24 protein-coding genes are annotated in these 23,551 nt (G+C 64.8%); 20 read left to right on the top strand and 4 right to left on the bottom strand.

Annotated elements, in window-relative coordinates:
- Nucleotides 1-139: 139 nt before the first annotated feature.
- The 8 genes from E5206_RS12330 (at nt 140) to E5206_RS12295 (ending at nt 8,879) form a co-directional block, all read left to right on the top strand.
- Entirely contained in the window at nt 140-1,306 is a 1,167-nt protein-coding gene (locus tag E5206_RS12330) for a Gfo/Idh/MocA family oxidoreductase (protein WP_136322735.1), read from the top strand.
- Nucleotide 1,307: 1 nt separating this feature from the next.
- Nucleotides 1,308-2,735: a sugar ABC transporter substrate-binding protein gene (locus E5206_RS12325; protein WP_136322734.1), complete on the top strand. Its 1,428-nt coding sequence runs from the start codon at nt 1,308-1,310 to the stop codon at nt 2,733-2,735.
- A 39-nt stretch (nt 2,736-2,774) separates the two neighbouring features.
- Entirely contained in the window at nt 2,775-3,755 is a 981-nt protein-coding gene (locus tag E5206_RS12320; RefSeq protein ID WP_136322733.1) for a sugar ABC transporter permease, read from the top strand.
- A complete protein-coding gene (locus E5206_RS12315; protein ID WP_136322732.1) occupies nt 3,755-4,615 on the top strand; it encodes a carbohydrate ABC transporter permease in 861 nt (286 codons plus the stop codon). Before E5206_RS12320 ends, E5206_RS12315 begins: the two co-directional genes overlap by 1 nt.
- Nucleotides 4,616-5,665, top strand: a complete 1,050-nt coding sequence (locus E5206_RS12310) for a zinc-binding dehydrogenase (protein ID WP_205759914.1) — start codon at nt 4,616-4,618, stop codon at nt 5,663-5,665. It abuts the gene before it with no gap.
- A 31-nt stretch (nt 5,666-5,696) separates the two neighbouring features.
- Complete coding sequence (locus tag E5206_RS12305) at nt 5,697-6,557, top strand: TIM barrel protein (protein WP_136322731.1); 861 nt, start codon at nt 5,697-5,699, stop codon at nt 6,555-6,557.
- 218 nt (nt 6,558-6,775) lie between these two features.
- A complete protein-coding gene (locus E5206_RS12300) occupies nt 6,776-7,771 on the top strand; it encodes a sugar phosphate isomerase/epimerase (protein WP_136322730.1) in 996 nt (331 codons plus the stop codon).
- 73 nt (nt 7,772-7,844) lie between these two features.
- Nucleotides 7,845-8,879 (top strand): Gfo/Idh/MocA family oxidoreductase, encoded by a 1,035-nt coding sequence (locus E5206_RS12295; protein WP_136322729.1) that lies wholly within the window; start codon nt 7,845-7,847, stop codon nt 8,877-8,879.
- Nucleotides 8,880-8,905: 26 nt separating this feature from the next.
- On the opposite strand, the gene E5206_RS12290 is transcribed toward E5206_RS12295, so the two are convergent.
- Complete coding sequence (locus tag E5206_RS12290; RefSeq protein ID WP_136322728.1) at nt 8,906-9,343, bottom strand: hypothetical protein; 438 nt, start codon at nt 9,341-9,343, stop codon at nt 8,906-8,908.
- Nucleotides 9,344-9,926: 583 nt separating this feature from the next.
- Nucleotides 9,927-10,628 (bottom strand): polysaccharide deacetylase family protein, encoded by a 702-nt coding sequence (locus E5206_RS12285; protein WP_168709329.1) that lies wholly within the window; start codon nt 10,626-10,628, stop codon nt 9,927-9,929.
- Nucleotides 10,629-10,987: 359 nt separating this feature from the next.
- On the opposite strand from E5206_RS12285, the gene E5206_RS19440 reads away from it, so the two are divergent.
- The 11 genes from E5206_RS19440 to E5206_RS12245 all read left to right on the top strand — a co-directional run bounded on the left by E5206_RS19440 (nt 10,988) and on the right by E5206_RS12245 (nt 19,055).
- On the top strand, nt 10,988-11,215 hold the full coding sequence (locus tag E5206_RS19440; RefSeq protein ID WP_205759913.1) for a hypothetical protein: 228 nt from the start codon (nt 10,988-10,990) through the stop codon (nt 11,213-11,215).
- Between the two features lie 17 nt (nt 11,216-11,232).
- The gene (locus E5206_RS12280; RefSeq protein ID WP_205759912.1) at nt 11,233-12,204 is read left to right on the top strand and encodes a DDE-type integrase/transposase/recombinase; all 972 of its coding nucleotides are present in this window, start codon (nt 11,233-11,235) and stop codon (nt 12,202-12,204) included.
- Between the two features lie 213 nt (nt 12,205-12,417).
- Complete coding sequence (locus E5206_RS19595) at nt 12,418-12,594, top strand: GntR family transcriptional regulator (RefSeq protein WP_240689694.1); 177 nt, start codon at nt 12,418-12,420, stop codon at nt 12,592-12,594.
- Complete coding sequence (locus tag E5206_RS19590; RefSeq protein WP_346763447.1) at nt 12,542-13,243, top strand: GntR family transcriptional regulator; 702 nt, start codon at nt 12,542-12,544, stop codon at nt 13,241-13,243. Before E5206_RS19595 ends, E5206_RS19590 begins: the two co-directional genes overlap by 53 nt.
- Nucleotides 13,137-13,388, top strand: coding sequence for an amidohydrolase family protein (locus E5206_RS19585; protein ID WP_168709240.1), 252 nt, complete (start codon nt 13,137-13,139; stop codon nt 13,386-13,388). The genes E5206_RS19590 and E5206_RS19585 overlap by 107 nt, the downstream gene beginning before the upstream one ends.
- A gap of 246 nt (nt 13,389-13,634) precedes the next feature.
- A complete protein-coding gene (locus E5206_RS12270) occupies nt 13,635-14,651 on the top strand; it encodes an EAL domain-containing protein (protein ID WP_136322726.1) in 1,017 nt (338 codons plus the stop codon).
- Between the two features lie 51 nt (nt 14,652-14,702).
- A complete protein-coding gene (locus E5206_RS12265) occupies nt 14,703-15,179 on the top strand; it encodes an NUDIX domain-containing protein (RefSeq protein ID WP_136322725.1) in 477 nt (158 codons plus the stop codon).
- Between the two features lie 18 nt (nt 15,180-15,197).
- Nucleotides 15,198-16,307 (top strand): FUSC family protein, encoded by a 1,110-nt coding sequence (locus E5206_RS12260; protein WP_240689685.1) that lies wholly within the window; start codon nt 15,198-15,200, stop codon nt 16,305-16,307.
- 132 nt (nt 16,308-16,439) lie between these two features.
- Nucleotides 16,440-17,201, top strand: coding sequence for an SDR family oxidoreductase (locus E5206_RS12255; RefSeq protein WP_136322724.1), 762 nt, complete (start codon nt 16,440-16,442; stop codon nt 17,199-17,201).
- Nucleotides 17,201-18,532, top strand: coding sequence for an MFS transporter (locus tag E5206_RS12250; RefSeq protein WP_136322723.1), 1,332 nt, complete (start codon nt 17,201-17,203; stop codon nt 18,530-18,532). Before E5206_RS12255 ends, E5206_RS12250 begins: the two co-directional genes overlap by 1 nt.
- Nucleotides 18,533-18,545: 13 nt before the next feature.
- Nucleotides 18,546-19,055: a MarR family transcriptional regulator gene (locus E5206_RS12245; RefSeq protein ID WP_136322722.1), complete on the top strand. Its 510-nt coding sequence runs from the start codon at nt 18,546-18,548 to the stop codon at nt 19,053-19,055.
- Nucleotides 19,056-19,098: 43 nt separating this feature from the next.
- On the opposite strand, the gene E5206_RS12240 is transcribed toward E5206_RS12245, so the two are convergent.
- Together E5206_RS12240 and E5206_RS12235 are read right to left on the bottom strand one after the other, a co-directional pair.
- Nucleotides 19,099-21,087 (bottom strand): acetoacetate--CoA ligase, encoded by a 1,989-nt coding sequence (locus E5206_RS12240; RefSeq protein WP_136322721.1) that lies wholly within the window; start codon nt 21,085-21,087, stop codon nt 19,099-19,101.
- Between the two features lie 44 nt (nt 21,088-21,131).
- Nucleotides 21,132-22,433, bottom strand: coding sequence for an MFS transporter (locus E5206_RS12235; RefSeq protein WP_240690182.1), 1,302 nt, complete (start codon nt 22,431-22,433; stop codon nt 21,132-21,134).
- 278 nt (nt 22,434-22,711) lie between these two features.
- On the opposite strand from E5206_RS12235, the gene E5206_RS12230 reads away from it, so the two are divergent.
- Nucleotides 22,712-23,491 (top strand): IclR family transcriptional regulator, encoded by a 780-nt coding sequence (locus E5206_RS12230; RefSeq protein WP_136322719.1) that lies wholly within the window; start codon nt 22,712-22,714, stop codon nt 23,489-23,491.
- The last annotated feature ends 60 nt before the right edge of the window (nt 23,492-23,551 follow it).

The raw sequence follows: 23,551 nt of genomic DNA, 5'->3' as shown, positions 1-23,551 counted from the left end.
GGACTGCGAAGCTCTACTTTGTCTCATCTGTTGATTATTACACGCCATCCGGATTGTCGTCGATGATCTATTGAGCAAACTTAGGTATCTTTTGACGATCACTTGACAGAAGACAGGTGATGAATGTCATACTGTTGCAATGAACGAGAACGGAACTGATGCGGTGTCCGCCCCGCTGCGGGCGGGCTTTATTGGTGGCGGGTTCATGGCAGCTGTTCACGGGAGGGCTGTCCGGACTGCCGGTGTCATCCCTGCCGGGGTGGCCTCCTCGACGCTGGAGAGCGCCGGACGGGCGGCTGCCCGTCTGGGGCTTGGCCACGCTTATTCTTCCGTCGAGCAGTTACTCGACGATGACTCGATCGATGTGGTGCATATCTGCACGCCGAACGTCACCCACGCGGAGTTCGCCGCGGCGGCGCTTCAGGCGGGCAAACACGTGGTCTGTGAAAAGCCGCTGGCCACCTCCGTGGAGGACGCTGCGGCGGTGACCGCACTGGCCCGCACCCTGGGCCGCACCGCCGCTGTGCCCTTTGTCTACCGGTTTCATCCCATGGTCCGGGAGGCGCGGGCCAGGGTGCGCCATGGCCAGGTCGGACGTGTCCTGACCATCCAGGGTTCATTTCTTCAGGATTGGCTTCTGTCCAGCGAAGACGACGACTGGAGGGTCGATGAAAGCCTCGGAGGACCCTCACGGGCCTTCGCCGATATCGGCTCGCATCTGTGCGACGTCATCGAATTCATCCTTAATGACCGGATCAGCCGCCTGGCCGCCCTGACCCGGACGGCCTTCAGCCAACGGGGCGGCCGGGACGTCAGGACCGAAGACATTGTCTCCGTTGTCTTCGAGACCCGCGGCGGCGCCGTGGGTACGCTCCTGATCAGCCAAGTCGCCCCGGGACGTAAGAACCGCCTCGCTCTGGAAATTTCGGGAACGACGGAAACACTGACCTTTGATCAGGAGCAACCGGAAACTCTGTGGGTCGGGCGCCGCTCAGGCTCCCAGCTCCTGGTCCGCGATCCGGCCGTCCTTGATCCGTCGGCTGCCCGATACTGCAGCCTGCCGGCAGGCCATCCGCAGGGCTATCAGGATGCCTTCAACTCATTCATATCCGATGTTTACCTCGCGGTGAGATCCGGTACGGCTCCGGATGGCCTGCCCCTGTTCGAGGACGGCCTGCGGGCTTCCCGGCTCACCTCCGCCGTCCAACGCTCCGCCCGGGAGGGCGGCTGGCAAGACGTTCCCCCGAACTACCCGGAACCGACCGGGCACAAGACCCCTTTATTAACCCTTAAGGAAAGGCAGTAGGATGATCCGATCTCGCAATCGCGTCAAGCGATCCCGCATCGTAGCGGGCCTGGGAGCCGCGCTCACCGTAACCCTGTTGGCAACCGCATGCACGGGCGGGTCATCAACACCCAACACCGCCGCGGCCAAACCGGCAGAGCTGCGGATGCTCTACACCACCGATGAAGCCAACAGTGCCGCCGTCGCGTCGCTGGTGCCGCAGTTCAAGGAAAAGTTCGGCATCGATCTGAAGATCGACAACCAGCCGTACGACGCGTTGCAGCAGAAGGTCTTCTCCGAGTTCGCTTCCAGCAGCAGCTACTACGACATCGTCGTCGTCGACACCCCGTGGGCGCCGGCCCTGGTGCAGAACCTCGAACCCCTGACCCAGTACATCCAGAACGGCGCCCTGAACCCCGACAGCCCGCAGTCCAACGTGGGCGACTTCATCCCCAAGGTGTTCTACGACACAGCCGTCTACAACGCTGATTCCCCGATCAAACGCTACCCGGACCCCACGGCAAAGCCCGACGCATCCGCGATCAAGAACGCCGGATTCGACGTGTACGGGATGCCGATCCAGTCGAACGTGGCCGTCATGGCCTACCGCAGCGATCTGTTCAACGACCCGGTCCAGAAGGCGAACTTCAAGGCCAAGTACGGCAAGGACCTCACGGTCCCGAAGACCTGGGACGACTATGCCCAGGTGGCAGAGTTCTTCACCCAGCCTGACAAGAAGCTCTATGGCACCACGGTCATGGCAGGCGTCGGCGACTGGGCCACCGATGACTTCAAGACCCTGCTTGCCTCCTGGGGCGGAGACGGGACCCTGGCCGACCAGAACGGCAAGCCCACGTTCAACACACCCGAAGGAACCCAGGCACTGGACTACTACGCCAAGCTGGCGCAAAGCGGACATGTACCCCCGGGCAGCACGTCAGCGGACTGGGGTACAACTGCCGAATCGTTCGGCAGCGGGCTGACCGCCATGACGATCAATTACCACGACCTCAAGCTCGGTGACAACGTCAAGGGCGGCACCATCGGCTATGCCCCGGTGCCCAGCGCGAAGGCCGCCGGACCCCACTTCGGGACCTGGATGCTGAGCGTCAACAAGAATTCCAAGAACAAAGAATGGGCCTACCAGGGGATCAGCTGGCTGACCGCCGCCGAGCAGCAAACGACGATGACCGCCAAGTCCCTGCACCCCAGCCGGACCTCCGTCTTTGCCGGCATCAAGAGCGATAACCCCCTCGCACCCTTCTACGACACCCTCGGAAAATCCCTCGCAGAAGGCGTGGGCCGTGCACGGTTGACCAACTACACCGAAGTCAGCCACGAAGTGGCCGTCGCGGTGAACAACGCAGCAACAGGCGCTTCCTCGCCATCGGACGCCCTCAAGTCCGCGTCTGACAAGGTCTCGGCCCTCCTTAAATCGGCCGGCTACTAACCCATCGGACCGCTCAAGGTCGCCCAAGGAGTATCGATTATGAAAGCAACCGCCGCACCATTGGATGCGACCTTGACGGTTGACGCTTCCCGCCGCGCGGCCGGCCGTGCCACGGCCGGCCCGCACGGCAGAAAGCCTCTGACCTGGAAAAAACGTTCGACCCCGTGGGTCTACATGGCCCCGGCCATGTTTGTCCTGCTGCTGATGACGGTGGCCCCGGCCATTTTTATCTTCTACTCGGCCTTCCGCAACGACAAGATCCTCGGGGGCGTGGGCAAATTCGTCGGACTGGACAACTTCATCACGGCGGTCACCAATGCCTCGGTCCAGCACGCATTCCTGATCACGTTCGGCTTCGTCGCGGTCGCGGTGATCCTGGAGATGATCCTCGGCTTCGCCCTGGCACTCCCCCTGGCGGCCCAGACCCGCGCCAACAAAGTCGGGGCCGCGCTCATGCTGCTGCCGTTCGCCGTCACGCCGGCGGTCGCGGCCATGGTCTTCAAGCAGCTGCTGAACCCCAACTACGGGTGGGTAGGCTACTACCTCGGCGTCTTCGGATTCCCCAAAGGCATCGACCTGCTCGGTGATCCGACATCGGCATGGATCGTCCTGGTCATTCTCGACATGTGGCAGTGGACCCCGTTCATCGCCCTGATCCTGATGGCCGGGCTTCAGTCCCTGCCGGGGGAACCCCGGGAAGCAGCCATGGTCGACGGAGCCACCCCATGGCAGATGTTCCGGCACATCACCTTTCCGGCAATGGTTCCGTTCATTGCCATCGCGGCCGTGCTGCGGACCATCCAGGCCTTCAAAACCTTCGATTCCTTCAAGATCCTCACCGGCGGCGGTCCCGGGGAATCCACCGAAATCATCAACCTGGGCATATTCCGCGTCGGCCTTCAAAGCTTCAACGTCGGTCTCGCCTGCGCCCTGGGCGTGGTCTTCCTGATCATCCTCTCGCTCCTTATCCCCTTCATGCTGCGCATCATCGGCCGCCGAGCAGACCCCGAGGAAATGTAATGACAACCACATCATCAACGAGCCGCGGCGGTGCCGTGGCACGCGTCATCATCGGGCGCACCTTCCTGTGGGCATGGCTCCTGATCGGCCTTGTGCCGCTGCTGTTCATGTTCATCACCTCCATCAAGCCGGCCGGGATCGCCAACCAGATCCCCCCGGCCTGGATCTTCCAGCCCACCCTGGACAACTACGCCTCCGTGCTCTCAGCCGGCGGCGGCAAATCCGAGAGCTTCGGTCAGCTGCTCACCAACAGTGCAATCGTCAGTCTCGGTGCCACCGCCCTGGCCATCGTCGTGGGGGTCCCTGCCGCCTACGCCCTGACCATGAGGGATTTCCGGGCCCGCAAGGGACTCTCATCCTGGATCCTGTCGACCTACATGTTCCCTCCCATCGTCGCCGTCATCCCGGTCTTCGTCTTCGCCGGCAAGCTCGGGCTCATGGACACCTACCCGGCCCTGATCATCCCGTACGCCGCCTTCAACCTGCCCATCGTGGTCTGGATCCTGCGCAGCTCGATCCTGCAGCTGCCCTATGAGATCCAGGAAGCCGCCATGGTCGACGGGGCCTCGACATGGGAGGTCCTCCGCCGGATCATCTGGCCCCTGCTCGTGCCGTCCGTCGCGACGGCCGCCGTACTGACCATCGTCCTGTCCTGGAACGAATTCCTGTTCGCCCTGTCCCTGACCCGCAGCGGAGCCAAGACCGCTCCGGTGGGCCTGCAGCAGTTCACCGGCATGTACGGCACGGACTGGGGCAACATCACCGCCGCCGCGACCCTGATCGTCGCGCCCATCCTGGTGCTCATGGTCGTGCTGCGCCGCCAGATGGTCGCCGGCCTGACCTTCGGTGCAGTCAAGTAAATGAGTATTGGAGAAGAAACGATGAAAGCAGTCATCCTCCCCGGTGACAAAAGAGTCACCGTCGTGGAACGCGACCTCCCGGAGCCGGGACCGCATGAGGTGCTGGTGCGGACCCGTGCCTCCGCGATCTGCCGCAGCGACATGAGCATCTACTACGGCACCCCGATCGTCGGCGGCGAAGGCGCCGGCCACGGCTCGGTGATACCCGGGCACGAGGCAGCCGGCGAAGTCGTCAAGGTCGGAAACGCCGTGACCCACGTCAAAGAAGGCGACCGCGTCGCCGGCTACCTCGCCCTGGGCTGCGGATTCTGCGAGTACTGCCTCAGCGGCTACATGATGCTGTGTGACCAGTGGAAATGTTTCGGTTTCGACGTTCACGGCGGTGACGCCGACTACTTCGTGCTGCCCGAACGCAACTGTCTTCAGCTCCCCGACGAACTCAGCTTCCGCGCCGGGGCGGTCATGACCGACATGGTCGGCAGCCAGTACCACGTGCAGAAGCAGCTCGGCGTGGCCGGCGGAAAAACCGTCGCCGTCTTCGGCATGGGACCAATGGGATCCGCCGCGGTACTCATCGGCAAGGCCTTCGGCGCCCGCGTCATCGCCGTCGACGTCATCGACCACCGGCTCGAACAGGCCAGCTCGCTCGGCGCGGACGCCGTCATCAACAGCACAACAGCCGACGCCGTCCAGCAGATCCGGGACCTCACCCAGGGCCGCGGAGCGGACGTCTGCATCGATTGTTCCGGCAACCCCGCCGGGCAGAACTCTGCACTGGACGCCGCCGCCAAGCTCGGCGCCGTCGCGTTCGTCGGTGAGTCGCGGGCCACGCAGATCAACCCCAGCGACCAGATGCTCAGAAAACTGCTCACCGTCGTCGGCGGCTGGTACTTCCCCATCAGCGACTGGGAAGAAATCGTCCGCCTCGTCATCGACCAGAAAATCCCGGTCGAAAAGCTCATCAGCCACGACTTTTCCATCGATCAGGCCGAGGAAGCCTTCCGCGCCTTCGACCAGCGCGAAACCGAAAAAGCCGTCTTCGTCTGGTAAACCCCGTCAGACCCTCCGAAGGAGAGAACCCATGTTCAGATACGCCGCCGAGCTCGTCCCCTACCACGACCACGGCTTCGAAGACTCGATCCGCGACCTTGCCGACATCGGCTTCAAGGAAGTCAACCTCTGGTCCTCCGCAGCACCGCTGGCCCACCACGTCAACCCGGGAGATGACCCGGGCAAAATCCTCGGAGTGCTGGACAAATACGGCGTCAAACCCTGCGGCCTCACCGTCTACGGAAAGACCCAGGAAGAGATCCTTGAGCGTGTCGATTTCGCCGCCGACCTCGGAATCGACACCCTCATCTTCGACTGCGAAGCCAACTACCCCGACTTCGTCTCCACCTTCCTGCCACCCATCGTCGAAGCAGGAGCGCGCCGCGGAGTCCGGATCGCGGTCGAAAACCATCTCACCGTGCCGTTCGCCGCCGATTTCGAATCCGGTGCCAACGAAGACCAGCGCTGGGACGAAGGCGTTGACACGCTCGCCCAGATGAAACGGCTCATCCGCGACATCGACGACCCCTACCTCGGCGTCTGCATCGCTCCCCCGCACCTGTGGGTGATGCAGGACACCATCAGCGAAGCGATCACGTTCCTCGCCGAACGCAAGCGGCTCTTCTACTACTACATCTGGGACATCGACCGCGCCTACCGCCACGGCACAGACGGGCTGAACTTCGGTCCCGCCGACCAGCAACTCCCCCGCCCCGACGGAACACTGGATCACTCCGTAATGCTGGGAACACTGCGCCGTGTCGGGTATGAAGGCGTCGCCAGCCTCAAATGCCACGGAACGCAGGGATGGAGCTTCGAAAAAATCGGTGAACACCTTCGCGCGTCCGATGCTTACGTCAAGGACTGCATGAAGAAAGCCCAAGCCATCTGAGAATCCCGGACTCACCACATGGTGCGGGGTCTGCGGCCGCAATGCCCGGTATTTTCCTGGCCGTACCCGACCCGCAGTCCCCGGACCTCAAGAACGGAAATCCGAAAAGGCAGCAAGCGTTGCGATAGCCGGACCGACAACCTTTGATCCGGACGCATCGACCCGAAACCGACGATCAGCCCCAAGCCGGAGAATCCGGTAAAGGCAAGGAGCCTGACATGCCCCGCCCGTACACCCTGTTCACCGGCCAGTGGGCCGACCTGCCCTTCGAGGAAGTCGCGCGTTTGGCCTCCGGCTGGGGCTATGACGGCCTGGAAATCGCCGTGTCCGGTGACCATCTGGACGCCTGGCGCTGGGACGAACCCGGCTACGTCGGCTCCAAGCTCGCCGTCCTGGAAAAGTACAGCCTCAAGGTCTGGGCCATCTCCAACCACCTCAAAGGCCAGGCCGTCTGCGATGACCCCATCGACTTCCGCCACCAGGGAATCGTGGGGTCCAAGGTCTGGGGCGACGGCGACCCCGAAGGCGTCCGCACCCGCGCCGCCGAGGAAATGAAACACACCGCCCGGCTCGCCAAAGCCCTCGGCGTGGACACCGTCGTCGGCTTCACCGGCTCCTCCATCTGGCAATACGTCGCGATGTTCCCCCCCGTCCCGGAAGAGGTCATCGAGGCCGGCTACCAGGACTTCGCCGACCGCTGGAACCCCATCCTGGACGTCTTCGACGAATGCGGAGTCCGCTTCGCCCACGAAGTCCATCCCTCCGAAATCGCCTACGACTACTGGACCACCGTCCGCACCCTCGAGGCGATCGGCCACCGCGAAGCGTTCGGCCTCAACTGGGACCCCTCCCACTTCATGTGGCAGGGCATCGACCCGGTCTCCTTCATCTGGGACTTCAAGGACCGGATCTACCACGTGGACTGCAAGGACACCAAGCTGCGCCCCACCGGCCGCAACACGGTCCTGGGCTCCCACCTGCCCTGGGGCGACCCGCGCCGCGGCTGGGACTTCGTCTCCGCAGGCCGAGGCGATGTGCCCTGGGAATCGTCCTTCCGCGCCCTCACCGCGATCGGCTATAACGGCCCCATCAGCATCGAATGGGAAGACGCCGGCATGGACCGCCTCCACGGCGCCCCCGAAGCCCTCGCCGCCCTCAAAAAGTACGACTTCCCGGCGTCGAACACCTCCTTCGACGCCGCCTTCAAGCAGTAGCTCACCGGGCCGGGACGGTGTGACCAATACGGCCGGGCGAAGGCGACATCAGAAACCAGAAAGGACTCCACCGATGGATCCAGAAGAAGCACCGCTGCGCATCGGCATCCTGGGAGCGTCCCGCGTCAGCCCCACATCCATCATTGAACCTGCCAGGCTGACAGGTGCGCGGCTGGTGGCCGTCGCAGCCCGCGACCGGGACCGGGCACAGGACTTTGCCGACCGGTACGGCGTCGAACGGGTACTCGGCTCCTACGAAGAGCTGGTCAATGACCCGGAGATCGAAGCGGTCTACAACCCGCTGGCCAACTCGCTGCACGCACGATGGAACCTGGCAGCCATCGCCGCGGGAAAACACGTCCTGTCAGAGAAACCGTTCGCCGCCAACGCAGCAGAAGCCAGAGAAGTGCGCGACGCAGGCAAACGCGCGGGCGTCAAGGTCGTCGACGGATTCCACTATCTCTACCACCCCGTCACAAAGAGACTCCACGAACTCGTCGCCTCCGGGGAACTCGGCGAACTCCAGCGCGTCGAAACCATGGTGATGATTCCGCCCCCGCCACCCGAAGACCCCCGGTGGTCACTGCCACTCGCGGGCGGAGCACTCATGGACCTGGGCTGCTACAGCCTCCATGCCATCCGGGCCATGGCCCCCCTGGCAGGCGGGAATCCCACCCTCATCAACGCCCGGGGAGCCGAACGGACCGGCCTGCCCGGAGTGGACGAATGGGTTGACGCTGATCTGGTCTATCCCTCCGGAATCACCGCAACGGCACGATGCAATATGAACGGGACCCGAGCCGAAATGACCTACCGCGCCATCGGAAGCCAGGGACAAGCCACCGTGGCAAATTTCATCCTCCCTCACACCGATGACAGCCTCGAGGTGAAAACGGCTGACGGCCAACGGATCGAACACCCGGGCACACGATCCTCCTACACCTATCAGCTGGACGCTTTCACCGCCCTGATCCGGCACGGAATCCCCATGCCCACAGACAGTGACGACGCCGTCCAAACCATGGAACTAATCGACCAATGCTACAAAGCCATCGGACTGGAACCCCGTGCCGGCACCCGAAACGAGGCAAACCCCCATGAACGCTAGGAGAATCCTTTAACGGTCCGCAACGATCACGCAATTGACGTCGTACTTCGTAAGCCGGCCAGGGTCCATGGACGTTCAGGAGGATTGCGGAGAATGATCCACGGAGGGATGGCCATGACTCCTAATACCAATGCCGTTCGCCAGTCCACTCCGTCGACGGAAAGCCATGGAATCAGGAAACCAGCCAACAGCATGAGCACCCACCACGCTGTATAGAAGGTCCCGCGTTCCCTGCGCTTCCACCAAGCAAGACGTCCCTCGATAGCGGTCGGGGGCTTACGATCCGCGCCGGAGGGCTGGCCCACGAGGAGTCCCGTTATCGCGGCTCCCACAACATAGAACGGCAGGACACCGCTGGCAATGCCCACAGAAACGATGATCAGCACAGCCAGCAGGAACACGTTCACCGCGATCCGGACGCGCGGGCTCAGTCTAGCTCGATTGCCATCGCTCTCACCCTCCATGATGCCTCCTCGAGACAGCGTGGACACGAGCCGAACACACGGCCTTGCTTGCCGCACGCGGCGGTTCTCTGGTTTCTGTTACTGCAGAATACGCCGGTGGAAAAACGGTACTAAACACCAGAAGTGCGCACGAGTCGTATGCGTGGATGACTGCTTTGGCCTGATTTCCGCCGGTGGGCGGGAAAGCTGAGCCAAGGGCGTAGGGTGTGTTGTCGTAGCTGGCCCCGGCGCTGCCGCGAGGACGGACAAGTCCGCTGTCGTGGCCCCCGACCAGCCGTAGCGGGAGCGTTCAAGGGCCAAAGCAACTTCGCCGGCTTGTGGTGGTGCGGGACGAACGGGCGCCATATCGGGTTCGAATCCTGGTGCGAACGTGATCACCTGATGTCCCTGGACTTTCACCCGGACGTTGTCGGTATCTCATCCCAGCCCTTGCGCATCGGCTTGCCTGCACCGCTCCCCCGGCATTCGGACGTCCCGGATTATTTCGTCCGCCGTGGCGACGGGTCCGCTGTTGCGCCCGACGTCCGCCCGGACACCCGGGTGAAGCCCGCAGACCAGAGCGACCTCGGCCCGGCGTCTGCGCTCATCGTGCGGGTGCCGGTGCCGGTGCCGTTGCCGCGGACTGGCCTAGTGCCTGGGCAACGGTTCGGACCGACGTCGATCCATTGGCCGTCCGCGCCGCGAGCCAGGTGATGAAGCTCTCGAAGAGCGCGGGGCTGATGGTCAGCGTCGGGTCGGTGCCGACCGCGATGTGGTGGAAGGTCAACTGAAGCCAGCCGCCGGTTGATTCGGCATTCGTGACCAAGTCCTGCAGGTTCTTGAGGGTCCAGGTGCTGTCGACTTCGTCCGGCGCCTTGGTGACCATGGGGTTGCCCGGCGGCAGGGTTTCCGCGAAGGGGCATCCCGCGCAACTGGCCGGCGAGGTGATGTCACCCAGGCCACGGGCGCTGGCATAGCCGCAGTCCTTCACTGCAGTCTGCACGGCGGCGTTTTCCGAAGCGAAGGGATAGGCAAAATTACGGACCGGGAAGCCCCAGTTTTCCAGGGTCGTCTTGCCGTTGCAGACCTCGGCCGCGGCGGCCGAAGGGCTCAGGGTAGTCAGGTCCGGATGGGTGACGGTGTGGCCGCCGATCTCGTTTCCGTCGCTGGCCAGGGTCTGCAGATTCGTTTGCGTCAGGTACCCGGCCGTGCCGATCCAGCTGGTCGTGATGAAGAACGTACCCGCCAGTCCATGGGACTTGAGTACCTGAGCGGCGGCGAACTGGTTGGCATTGCCGTCATCCAAAGTGAGGCTGACAATCGTTGTGGGCGCAGCGTGGGCCGGGATAGCGACGCCTGATAGGGACGCCGTAACAAGCAATAGGATGCTGCCAGCAGAAGCCCACCGTTTGCACCTCTGCCGGCCTCCTCCACCCGGCCGCTCCGGCTTAGCCGTTGCTTGGTTTGGCAACTTGTGAAAAGAACCATTTAACCAGCGCATCATTCCTCCAGGATTGTGGCCCTGCGGCGGGACTATGGACGTAGAATACGCCTCAATCCCCGCGGACCGAAGACTCCGCGTTGACTCATCAAAGATGCCCGCGTAGCGGCGCGTCTGCTGGGGTGGTATCCGCTGGCCCGGCACTGTGAGCCATAGAGCTCTCGATGAGCGAACGCAAGGCCGTCACGAAGACCACCGCCCTCCGATATGCCCGGTCGGACCGGGCCGGCAAGAAGGCGATCCTGGACGAGCTATGTGCCCTGACCAGCTGGCACCGTGATCATGCGCGTAAGGCGCTGCGCCAGGCACGGGTGCTCAAACAGGTCAGGCCCAGGCACCTCAGGCCCCCGCTCTACGGGGAGGACGTGATTGAGGCCCTGCGGTTCTGCTGAGCCGCGCAGGGCACCCCGTGCGGGCGCCTGCTGGCAGCAGCACTGCCGGATCTGGTTCCCCGGTTGCGCCGGTTCAAGGAGCTGAGTATCGAGGATGGAACGGCGGCGTTGCTGTTGAAGATCGCCCCGGCCACCATCGACTGTCGGCTCAAGGCAGATCGGGGAAACTCGATCCAAAAGGCCATTCCCACACCAAGCCAGGAACACTGCTCAAGGACTCGATCCCGATGCGGACGTGGGCCGAGTGGGACGATGCGGTGCCCGGTTTTGTCGAGATCGATCTGGTCTGCCACGAGGGCGGAAATTCCAAGGGTGAGTTCTGTTTCACGCTGACGATCACTGACGTTTCCACGGGGTGGACCGCGACCCGGTTGGTGAAGAACAAGGCCCAGAAATGGGCGTTCGCCGCGATCATGGAAGCCACCGCGGCGTTCCCGTTCCCGATCGTCGGGATCGACTCGGACAACGGGAGCGAGTTCATCAATTGGGAGCTGCTGCGGTGGTGTGAACAGGAGCAACTGACCTTCACCAGGTCCAGGTCCCGGAACAAGAATGACGGCGCCCATGTGGAACAGAAGAACTGGCACGTGGTCCGGCAAACCGTCGGATATCACCGCTACGACACGGCTGCTGAGCTGGAGCTGCTGAACCGGATCTGGGCACTGCACGGGCAGCTGACCAACCACTTCGGGCTCCAGCAGAAACTCGTCCAAAAGATCCGAACCGGCGCAAAGATCATCAAGAAGTATGACCTGCCAGGGACCCCGTACGAGCTGGTCCTCACCGACGAGGGCACAGTCCGGAAAGTCGTGAAGGCCAAGTTGAAGGGGGAAAACAAGCCCTTGAATCCAGCCGCAATCCAACGCCAGGTTCAAGCCTTATGCTCCGAGCTCCTCACCTTGACCACGGCAAAGCAAGGCCCCAAAAGCCAGCCGACCATCCGGGCATTCTCAAATGATTCTTCGACAAGCGCTACGCGGGCATCTTGACATGATTCACCGAAGACTCGTTTCGACCGGGGTGCTACTTGATACCGGGCAGGTCACGCCGGAGGCCGGCCGGGCCGTGGAATCCGCTTGAGGGCGCTGAAGCAGCCGGTGCGAAGCGGGCATTGTGAAAGGCTGGGGACATGGCGGTGTCAGCAGCATTTGAGAACGAGGGCCTCTCGGAAAAGGTCAAACAGACCATTGTGGACCGGGTCGTTGACGGCACCTATCCTCCCGGCTCCCGGCACCCGGCTCGTGGAGCTGCAGCTTGCCAGGGAGTTCGGCGTCAGCCAGGCCCCGGTACGCGAAGCGTTGCGGGAACGGTCCTCCACCCGGCTGGTTGAAAGCCTCCCCCCGGCGCGGAACCTTCGTCCGCGCCCCCTCCCAGGATGACCTCGCCGAGGTCTACTTGGTCCGTTTGGCGCTGGAGGGAACCGCGGCCGCCCATGCCTACCGGGCCCTGTATGCCGGCCCCGGGCCGCTCCGCGAGGCCCTGTCCGGCATGCGCGAAGCCGCGGCAACAAAGGATGCGCACGGCCTCGCCAAGTACTGCACGGAGTTTCACCGGGCAGTGGTCGCGGCCTCCGGGAACCGGCTCATGATGGAAATCTGGGATTCCCTGTTTGTTGAAGCCCGGACCATGGCCACCGTCGTCCGCGGCCACGTTGATCTGCACGCCGCTGCCGAAGCCCACGTCCCGATCCTGGAAGCGTTCGAGACCGGCTCACCGGAGCTTTGTACCCGGCTGGTCATCGAGCATCAGCACGAGTACTCCGGCTACGCCCACGAACTCGAAGTCGCCTGCAAAGCCATCCAGGAAATGCGCCGCCGCGGCATCCGCGTCCTCCCCGGCGGGGACTACGGCTTCGCCTGGACCCCCACGGCACCTACGCCCGCGACCTTGAGCACTTCGTCAAGCTCTTCGGCTACACGAGATGGAAGCCATCATTGCGGCCACAGCACTCAGCGGGGAACTGTTCCAGAAGCCCGACGAGCTCGGCAAGGTGCTGCCCGGATTCTATGCCGACCTGATCCTGGTTGACGGCAACCCGCTGGAGGACATCACGATCCTCCAGGACATCACCAGGATCACCGCCGTCATGAAAAACGGCGAATTCCACCGCGAGCCCGCCGAACACACTCCCGCCACAACAGCCGCTGCCGATCTGGCGCTCACGGCGCCCTGAACCCACAACGACGACGGCGGCGGTACCGTCCTGCCTCACCCGGTCGGGAAGGTGCCGCGCCCGTCGTCGGGCGCGTTGCCGGAAGTCATACAGAAGAGTTCTGCCTCCGCACGCGCCAGAGAGCCCGGTACCGTTGTACAGTTCTTTCACTGTCTTCCGCTTTCCAAGGGCCTAATGTCCTGGATTCAGCGGAAGCGGTAGCACTGTTCCGGACTCAGCCGGAACGGAGGAACAAAGGAATAGCCCATGGCGAGGGACCCGTTATTCTTTTCCGCACACTACGGGAGCGAGCCTCCCGCCGAGCCCCTTCCGGGCTCGCATTACGGCGATGACGACTCCGGGATACGCCGCCAGGCCTCGGAGATCATCAGGGCGGTGCTGGCCGATCAGGCGCCCGGGGAGGCCCGGGCCAGGGATCAGCTTCGCGAACACGTGGCCGCGCATCCCGGGCAGCCGGAAAAGGCGCTGGCGCAACACCTGATGGCCCTCCGGTCCGCCTCCCGGATCGAGGCGGTCCTGAACGGCAGGATGCTGCTGACCGCATTTCAGCCGATCTTCGATCTCTCCACGGGTGCCGTCATCGGGGTTGAAGCGTTCACCCGGTTCGTCAGCGACGGACCTGACGCCGCCGGCTGGTTCGCAGAAGCTGCCGAGGAACGGCTGGGAAGCGAACTTGAATTCGCGGCGCTGGAGTGCGCCCTCACCGCCGCGCAATCCCTGCCGGCGCACCTGTACGTGGCACTGAAACTGTCCCCGGACACCTGCCTGGACCCACTGCTGCCGGAAGTGCTGCAGGCATCGGCGCTGGCCCCGGACCGCATGGTGCTCCAGCTCACCGACCCCCTGACTGCCGAGCAGGCCGCCGCCCTGGTACCGGCGCTGTTGCCCCTTCGCCGGCGCGGAGTCCGCCTCGCGGTTGACCACGTGGGCTCGTACTTCGATTCGATCCGCCACACCAGGCTGCTCGGACCCGACATCATCAAACTTGACCGGAATCTGATCGCCGGAATCGACACGGACACGCTGCGCCATGCCTTCGGCGAGGCCATGACCGTTCTCGCGGAAGAGATCGGAGCGGCACTCATCGCCGAAGGGATCGAAACCAGGGATGAGCTTGGCGCTGTCACAGGTCTCGGCATGACAGCCGGACAAGGATATTTCCTGGGCCGGCCCTCCACCCGCCCCCAGGACTGGGCCGGCTGGAACCTCCCGGCAGGGGAATTCCAGGCCCTCATAAAACACGACGGGGCCGCGCGGTCCTGATGCCACGGCACCCGCCGGCGCCCACCGATAACCCAGGCAGGTGGAGGGCAAATGACAGTTCGGAGCGCAGGCATTCTGCTGTTCCGCCGGGGCGCTGCATCTGAAGTCGAGGTCTGGCTCGCGCATATGGGCGGACCCTTCTGGGCCCATAAGGATGCACGTTCCTGGTCCATTCCCAAGGGTGAATACCTCGAAGACGAGGACCCGTGGGTGGCCGCGCAGCGTGAGTTCGCCGAGGAGATGGGCACTCCCGCGCCCTCCGCCGACTACATCCGGCTAGGCTCCTTCCGGCAACCTTCGGGCAAGGTCATCACAGTTTTCACGGCCGAGGCGGACTTCGAACCCGACCGTATCGTGAGCAACACCTTCTCATTGGAATGGCCGAAGGGATCCGGCACAGTCCGGAGTTACCCCGAGATCGACGGCGCCGCCTGGACCAGGGAAACCGAAGCCCGGACCAGGCTGGTACGTGGCCAACTGCCGGTCCTCGACGCACTCCTCCAACACCTCCGGAACGGCCGCGCCTGACGGTCGCGGCTCCGGGTGATGCAGGGCATCAGATATAATTCTCCAGAGAAATACATTTGTGCGCCGGCACCCTGCCGGCTGCCCCTCGAAGGAGATCCGCTGCACCACTTCAAAGAAATCTTCCGGCTGACCCCGGCCCGCAACGATCACCACCCTGCGATCCGCACCGCAGTCGGCGTCGGCGTACCGCTCCTCGTGCTCGTACTGGCCGGACGGATCGACCTCACGATCTTTGCGTCCTTCGGAGCCTTCACCGGCATCTACGGGCGCAACCAGCCCCACCGGCAGCGGCTCGTCCACCAGGCGAAGGCCAGCCTGCTTCTGCTCCTGTTCATTTTCGCCGGGGCGGTCTGTGCCCATGCCGGGATCGGGCCATGGGGCATTGTCATCGGCACCACCCTTGTCGCCGGCCTGGGAACCCTCGGCACCGGTTTCGGGCGGCTCCAGCCGGCCGGATCGCTGTTCCATATCTTCGCGTTCGGCGCCATTTCCTCTGTTCCTTCCCAGCCTCCCGTCTGGCAGGGAATGCTGGCCGCCGCCCTGACGGTGGCCTTCGCCCTGGCCGTCGCCGTTTCCTCCCGGGTACACCCGGGCCACCGCAGCCCCTGGACCCGGCCGCTGGCCGAGCCATTCACGCCCGGCGAGCGGAAGGCCATCCTCCTCGATGCCGTCCGCTACACCACCGCCGCCGGCGTAGCCGGCTCGATCGCCGTCCTGCTGGGCATCGGTCACAGCTACTGGGCCATGGTGGCGGCCGTGGTCCCGCTCGCCGGACCCACGGTGACCCACCGCCTTGGCCGGGCCCTCAACCGCATCCTCGGCACGACGGCGGGCCTGGGGCTCACCTGGGTCATCCTGCTCGGCGAACTCCCGCCCTGGGCGCTGGTGCTGGTCATTGCCGTACTGCAGTTCCTCGCGGAAAGCTTCATCGCCCGGCAGTACACCATCGCCCAGACCTTCGTCACGCCGCTGGCCCTGGTCAGCACAGAACTGGCCCACCCGAGCGGCCCGCTCCCCCTCATCCAGGACCGCGCCATCGAAACCCTGATCGGAGCCCTCGTCGGAGTGCTGGTGGTGCTCGCCGCGTCCGGCCGTGACCGCACCGCCGGCAGACCCCGCGTCCGCTGAACAGCCCTTCGACGGTGATCGAAATCATAGATAATTCGCCAGCGAAATAGGTATATGCTTTTGCATGTAAAGGAAATTACCGCCCCGACAGCCCGTCTCCGCTGCCCCGGCGCATCGACTAAGGAACACCCCATGTCACAACGCGTGCTTATCACCGCCGGAGCCAATGGAATCGGCCTGGCCATCGCCAAGGCCTTCGCCGCAGTCGGCGCCCGGGTCCATATCGCAGACATCAACGCCGACGCCGTCAATGCGGTCACCGGCGGCAACCCGAACATCACAGGGTCCGTCACCGACGTCAGCAACCCCGCAGCCGTCGCCGCGCTCTTCGAGGACGTCAAGGCCCAGCTTGGCGGGCTGGATGTCCTGGTCAACAACGCCGGCATCGCCGGCCCCACCGCCCCCGTGGACCAGTACGACGCCGCCGCCTTCGCCGCCGTGATCGGCGTGAACCTGCAGGGAACCTTCAACGTCACCCAGCAGGCCATCCCCCTGCTGAAGGAATCCGACGCCGGGGCCATCGTCACGATGTCCTCCCTCGCCGGCCGGTTCGGCTACCCGAACCGCGTTGGCTACTCCACCACCAAGTGGGGCCTGGTCGGCTTCGCCAAGACCCTCGCCATGGAACTGGGCCCGTTCGGCATCACCTCGAACACCATCCATCCCGGCGCCGTGGACGGCCCCCGGATCATGGGCGTCTTCGAAGGCCGCGCCTCCGTCTCCGGCCGCACCGTCCAGGACGAGATCGATTCCGCCATGGCCAACCAGTCTGTCAAGAAGTTCATCAACCCCGACGACATCGCCGCGCTGGTGCTGTTCCTCGCCGGCCCGCACGCCCGCACCATCTCCGGCCAGATGTTCCCCATCGACGGCGACTCCAAGGCAGCCGTCTGATGAGCACACAAACCCATCCCGCGCAGGCACCCGCACCTTCTGCACCGGCCACGGCCGGCCGGGCCCGCGCCGGTGGCTTCCCGGCACCACGGCCGGGCAGCCTCTGGCGCGGACGCGTCGTGCTCATCATCGGCATCGTGCTGCTGGGAATCACCCTGCGGCACGCGGTCACGGGCCTGTCCCCGTTGCTTCCCCTGCTCCGGCAGGAAATGGGCCTGGACCTTGCCGCCGCCAGCTTCCTGGGCATGCTCCCCACCCTGAGCTTCGGCGTCGCCGGCTTCCTGGCACCGGTGCTGATCCGCAGGAGCGGACCGGAACTCACCGCGGCCCTGGCCATGGTTCTGGCCGCGGCCGGAACGTTCGGCCGGGCCCTGACGGACAGTATTCCGTTGTTCTTCGTGCTCAGCGTCGTGGCGCTGTTCGGCATGGGCATCGGCAACGTCGTCGGCGCGCCGCTGGTCAAGAAATACTTCCCGGACCGCCAGGCCGCCATGCTGACCGTGTTCGCCCTGCTTATGCAGGCCGGCGCGACACTCCCGGCCATGACCGCCGTCCCGCTGAACAACGCCGCCGGCTGGCGGGCGTCCATCGCCACCTGGTCCATCCTCTCCCTGGCCGCGGCACTGCCCTGGATCATCCAGCTGGTCCGCCTGCGCCGGAACCGGACCGCCGCCACCGCCGGGACACCGACCCCCGCCACCGCATCCGGCCCGAAACTGGGCCTAACGCGGCTGGTCACCAGCCCGATCGCCGTCGGCACCGCCCTCTTCTACGCGATGGCCTCACTGAACACCTACGGAATGCTCGCCTGGCTGCCGACCATCCTCAAGGACAGCGGCATGGACCTTGGTGCCGCCGCCGGCGCGTTCTCCGCCTTCACCTTCATGACACTTCCGATGGCGTTCATCGTCCCGATCCTGGCGTCCAAACTCAAAAACGTCTTCCCGCTTGCCGCCGCCCTCAGCCTCGTCGCCCCCATCGGCTACATCGGCCTGGTACTGGCACCGGGGACACAGGTGCTGTGGGTCTTCATCATGGGTATTGGCGGCGGTGCCTTCCCGCTGGCCATCACCATGTTCAACAAGCGCACCCGCACCGCCGCCGGCTCCGCGGCCCTCGCCGGGTTCGCCATGGGCGTAGGCTACCTCTTCGGCACCCTCGGCCCGCTGCTCGGCGGCACCATCTTTTCCCTCACCGGCGGCTGGACCACGGCCCTTCTCGTCTTCGCCGGCACCGGCGCAGTCATGGTCACCGGCGCGTGGATGATGACACCCCGCAACCGCTACCTCGAAGACAAATTCACCCCCGCAACACCAGCCAACCAGCCATAGGCAGGGAAGAACAATGACCGCAGCCCGCGACTACATTGATACCGTCCAGGACCAGTGGCGGCGCATCGATCCCGACATCAGCAGCGCCCCCGCCGCGATTGTCGGGCGGATCCGCCGCCTGGCCCAGCTCATCCAACTCCAGAGCGACAGCGTCCTGACGGGCTGCGGCATCAGCCGCGCCGAATTCGACATCCTGGCGCTGCTGACCCGGACCGGGCGCCCGATGACGCCGTCGGAACTGGCCGCCGACCTCATCACCTCGGGCGCTGGAACCACCAAACGGATCAACAAACTGGTCGACGCCGGGCTCGTCACCCGGGAAAGCAACCCGCGGGACGGGCGCGGGGCGTTCATCCGGATGACCCTCAAGGGCCAGGAAATCATCCTTCCCGTGCTCCGCTCGGTCTCGGACTTCGAAGAACAGGTCATCAGCTTCATGTCCGCCGCAGACCGGGAGGAACTGACCCGGCTGCTGCGGAACCTGCTGGTCCATGTTGAAGCAGGGAAGCCCTCAACGTCCTGACTTCAGCCGTGCCGGTCAGACCCGGGCCGACGCCCTCAGTCGTTCACGCGGCAAATGCCTCTTTGATGATCCGTACGGTGTCTTCGACGTCCTGGGGCTTGACCAGCACACCCGGATCCAGGACATCGCCCATGACGGCGCCCTGGATGACGCGCTTGAGCGGAATTTCCAGCCGCTTGCCCGAGGGGTTGCGAGGAATGCTGGGCACGAATACGACATCGTCGGGCACGTGCCGGGGCGAGAGTTCCGTCCGCAGCGATCGGCGCACCGAAGCTTCAAGTGCGGTTTTGTCGGCCCCTTCCTGGGCCTCGATGAGCAGCACCAGGCGGCCCATTCCGCCGGCAGGATCCTCGAAGTGCAGGACCATGCTGTCGTTGACGGCGGCCAGTCCGTCAAGAACCGCGTAGAACTCGGCTGTGCCCAGGCGGACCCCGCCGCGGTTCAGCGTGGCGTCGGACCGGCCGGAAATCACCCAGGTGCCCCGCTCGGTCTCGATGAGCCAATCCCCGTGCCGCCAGACGCCTTCATAGGCACCGAAGTAGCTCTCGCGGTAGCGTTCCTGGCCCTCGTCACCCCAGAAGAAGACGGGCATCGACGGCATGGGCCTGGTGGCGACGAGTTCCCCTGCCTTGCCGTGCAGCGGCCGTCCCTCCGGGTCCCAGGATTCCACCGAGACACCCAGCGGGCGGCAGGACATTTCGCCGGCATAGACGCCCGTCAGCGGGCTGCCGCCCAGGAAGGCTGCACAAATGTCAGTGCCGCCCGAGGTGGGGGCCAGCAGCAGCCCCGGGCCGACGTCGTCCATCACCCAGGCGGCGACGTCCGCGGCGAGCGGCGAGCCGGAGCACTGGATCTCGCGCAGCCGGCCCAGGTCCCAGGTCTTCCCGGGCGTCAGGCCCGCGTGGGCGCAGGCGGCCAGGTAGGCCGAGCCGGTGCCGAGGTACGTGGCCTCCGTTTCGGCCGCCACGGCCCACTGGGACCATTCCCCATCAAGCGAGGGCCAGTTCGGGTCCCCGTCCATGAGCACCATCGCGGCACCGGTCAGCAGCGTGGAAACCCCCAGCGTCCACACCATCCAGCCGGTGGTAGTGAACCAGAAGGCGGTGTCGGCCGGGCCCATGTTGAAGTGCAGCCCCATGGCCTTGAAGTGCTCCAGCAGCAGGCCCCCGTGCGAATGGACGATCGCCTTGGGTTTTCCGGTGGTTCCGGAGGAAAAGAGCACCGTGAGGGGGTGGGAAAACGGAACGGGCTCAAAGCGGATCTCCCCGGTTTCGGAGGTGAAGTCGGCGTAGGAAATGGCGCCGGCAGGAATGTCGCAGTCCTGATCCAGGTACGGCAGGAGGACCACCGGGGTCTCCGGGAGCTGTTCCCGGATCCGGGCCAGGTCGTCCGCCCGCGACAGGTCCTTCCGGCCCCACCGGTAGCCATCAATCGCGAGGATCAGGGACGGTTCCAGCTGGCTGATGCGGTCCAGGACCGATTTGGGACCCATCTCCGGCGGCACCGAGCACCAGATTGCTCCCAGTGCGGCCGTCGCCAGGTAGGCGGCCAGCGTCTGCGGAATGTTGGGGAGGTATCCGGCCACCCGGTCCCCGGCGGTGATGCCCAGGCGGATCAGACCCTGCTGGATGCGGCCGATTTCCTCAAGCAGGCGTGCACCGGTCCATTCGGAACTGCCGGTGGTCTGGCTGCGGGACTTGATCATGACGCCGTCACGGCGCTGGCCAACGGCGCGGACGATGTGTTCCGCGTAGTTGATCGTCGCACCGGGGAACCATTCGGCGCCCGGCATCTTCTGGTCCCGCAGCACCGTCTCGTACGGGCTATGGGTGATGATCTCGAAGTGCTCCCAAACGGCCCCCCAGAACTCCTCCAGGTTGTCGACGGACCATTGCCAGGCTTCGTCATAGTCGGCGAAATGCCGGCCTGTCTTCCGCTCGATGTCTTCGAGGAAGACACCCATCCGGGAGCCGGACCAGTCCTTCCGGGACGGGGCGGCCCTGAGCAGGGTGCCGGTTTCAACTGAACGCATGGGATTCCTTCTGGTGGTTCCTGGGCAAATGGTGCGGCGGCCGTTCAGGCCGTGGTCGTGCTGGGCGCCACGGCGGCCTCGAGCATCCCCGCGGGGCGGGTGCGCCTGACAGAGATGCCGAGCGCCACGATGCAGAGGGTGGAGGCTGCCAGCGGGATGGCGAAGAGGAAGAAGTTCGTCTCCGGCTTCCATCCGCCCGAGATGAGGTAGCCGACAAGGATCGGGGCCACGATGGAGACCAGGCGGCCAAGGCCGATCATCCAGCCGATGCCGGTGGCCCGTGCCCGGGCGGTGTAGATGTCAGGGGCGACAGCGTAGAAGCCGGCGATGCCCGCGGTGGTGAGGATACCCAGGAACAGGGCCACCACAATGGCGACGCTGATCTGGGAGAACACGAGGCCGAAGAGCAGGTAGGCTGCCGCTGCGAGGCCGAGGGACCATACCAGCAGGGGCCGGCTGCGGAACTTGATGGCCAGCGCACTGAAGATGAAGCAGCCGAGGATGCCGCCCGCATTGGCGATCACGCCGATGGTCACGCCGAGGGAGTCGTTGCCGGAGGCTGCCGCGACGATCTTCGGGGTCCAGGTGTTCGCGAAGTAGTAGGCGGCGACGAGGCAGGCGTACCCGATCCACAGGGCCAGGGTCCGGAAACGCGTGGGGCGGCTCAGGATCTCAGCGACGGCGCTTTGCTGGCGGACCGCCGCAGGGAGGACCGGCAGGCCGTCAAGTGCCGGGCGGCCGATCTTGGCCAGGATCCCGTTGACCTTGGCCAGCGCACCGGCGGGGCGGCTGGTCAGCAGGTAGTCCAGGGATTCCGGCAGGAAGCGCCACGAGACCAGGAGCATCAGCACCGTCAGGGCGGCGCCCGTGACGAACACCGAGTGCCACCCATAGACGGGAATGAGCGGTGCGGACATAAGGCCCCCGATCGTGGCGCCGATCGGGTAGCCGGCGGCGTAGATCCCGATGATGGTGCCGCGGCGCTTGTCGGAGGAGTACTCCGATACGAGCACGTTCAGGTTGGCCATCATCCCGCCCACGCCGAGCCCCGTGACGACGCGGAAGGCCATCAACTGCATGGCGTCGGCACTGAAGATGGAGAGCACCATACCGATGCTGATGATGACGAGCGAAATCAGGGCGAGCCGGCGGCGCCCGATCTTATCCGCCAGCGGAGTGAGAAATATGGAGCCGGCGGCCATGCCGAAGAGGCTGGCGCTGAGCAGGAAGCCGAGGGTGACCGGGTCGAGTCCCCAAGCCCTTGACAGGCTAGGGGCGGCGTACGCCATCACGGCGACGTCAAATCCGTCAATGAGGATGAGTGTCAGTGCGATTGCCACGGCCATCACTTGAAAACGGGTCATCCGTGACTGACGGATTTGAGCTAAGACGTCCATGTCTACTTTCTTGATGCGGCCGGGTTAGGCACGCCTGGTGCGGGGAGGCAAAAGCGCCATGAAGCGAGCGTAGTCACAGACAACCACGACATGCCACAATTTTGTTGCAAATTTCGGCTAGCGGAATACGCATTCAGGGTCCTCTTATCTACCCTGCAGGCTGACAGCGTCATAGCTCAATGAAGATATTCTTGGGCGGTAGCGCAGCACTGTGCGACGATTCTGCTATGCGAAATTCTGAAAGTCCCTCGAAACTCGAATCCGTCGACCGGGCACTTCAACTGGTGACCTGGCTGCGCACCGGAGAGGTCATGAGCGTCAAGTCCGCCGGGGAGCGCTTGGGTGTGGCTCCGTCCACAGCCCACCGACTGCTCGGTGCCCTCGTCGACCGGGACTTTGCCGTTCAGGACCGGGAACGCCGCTATCGCGCGGGTCCCCAGCTGGTTTCTCGCGGCGAGAGTCATTTCTCGGTCAACCAATTGCGGCAGGCGGCGCGCCCGGCGCTGCAGCAGCTATATGGAGACGTCAACGACACCGTCCAGCTCATGGTGCCGGCGGGCCCGCACGTCCGCTTTATCGACGGAATCGAGTCGGAGGCCGCGCTTCACGTGAAAGCCCGGATGGGGGACCTCATGCCGGCCTATTGCTCCGCAGGCGGCAAGGCGATGCTGGCCGAACTCGGCAACGTGGAACTCGAACAGGTCTACCGCGGCGGCCTGCCCCCGTGGCCTACCGCCAGGATCCACGCCCTGCCCGTGCTCAAGCGGCAGCTGGCGGCGGTCCGCAAGGCAGGCTACGCGGCAAATCTCGAGGAAACGGAGCAGGGGGTGAGCGGGCTGGGGGTCTGCATCAGGGACGCCACCGGAAAGCCCGTCGCCGCCTTCACGACGGCGATCCCCACGGCGAGATACAAGAAGGCGATGCTCCCCGATCACGTCAAGGCACTCAGGGAAGCTGCGTCCATGACCGAGAGCGGGCTGCTGTCCGGAGGCGCCGATAGACCCTGAATTGCGCAGAGCGGAATCTCTTCCAAATGCGTTGCTTACAGCGGGATGCGTCCCTAGTCT

Origin of the sequence: Arthrobacter sp. PAMC25564, from assembly GCF_004798705.1 — a bacterium.
GTDB lineage: Bacteria > Actinomycetota > Actinomycetes > Actinomycetales > Micrococcaceae > Arthrobacter.
The sequence above is the reverse complement of the archived record's forward strand: the minus strand, read 5'-3'. Positions and strand labels throughout refer to the sequence as shown.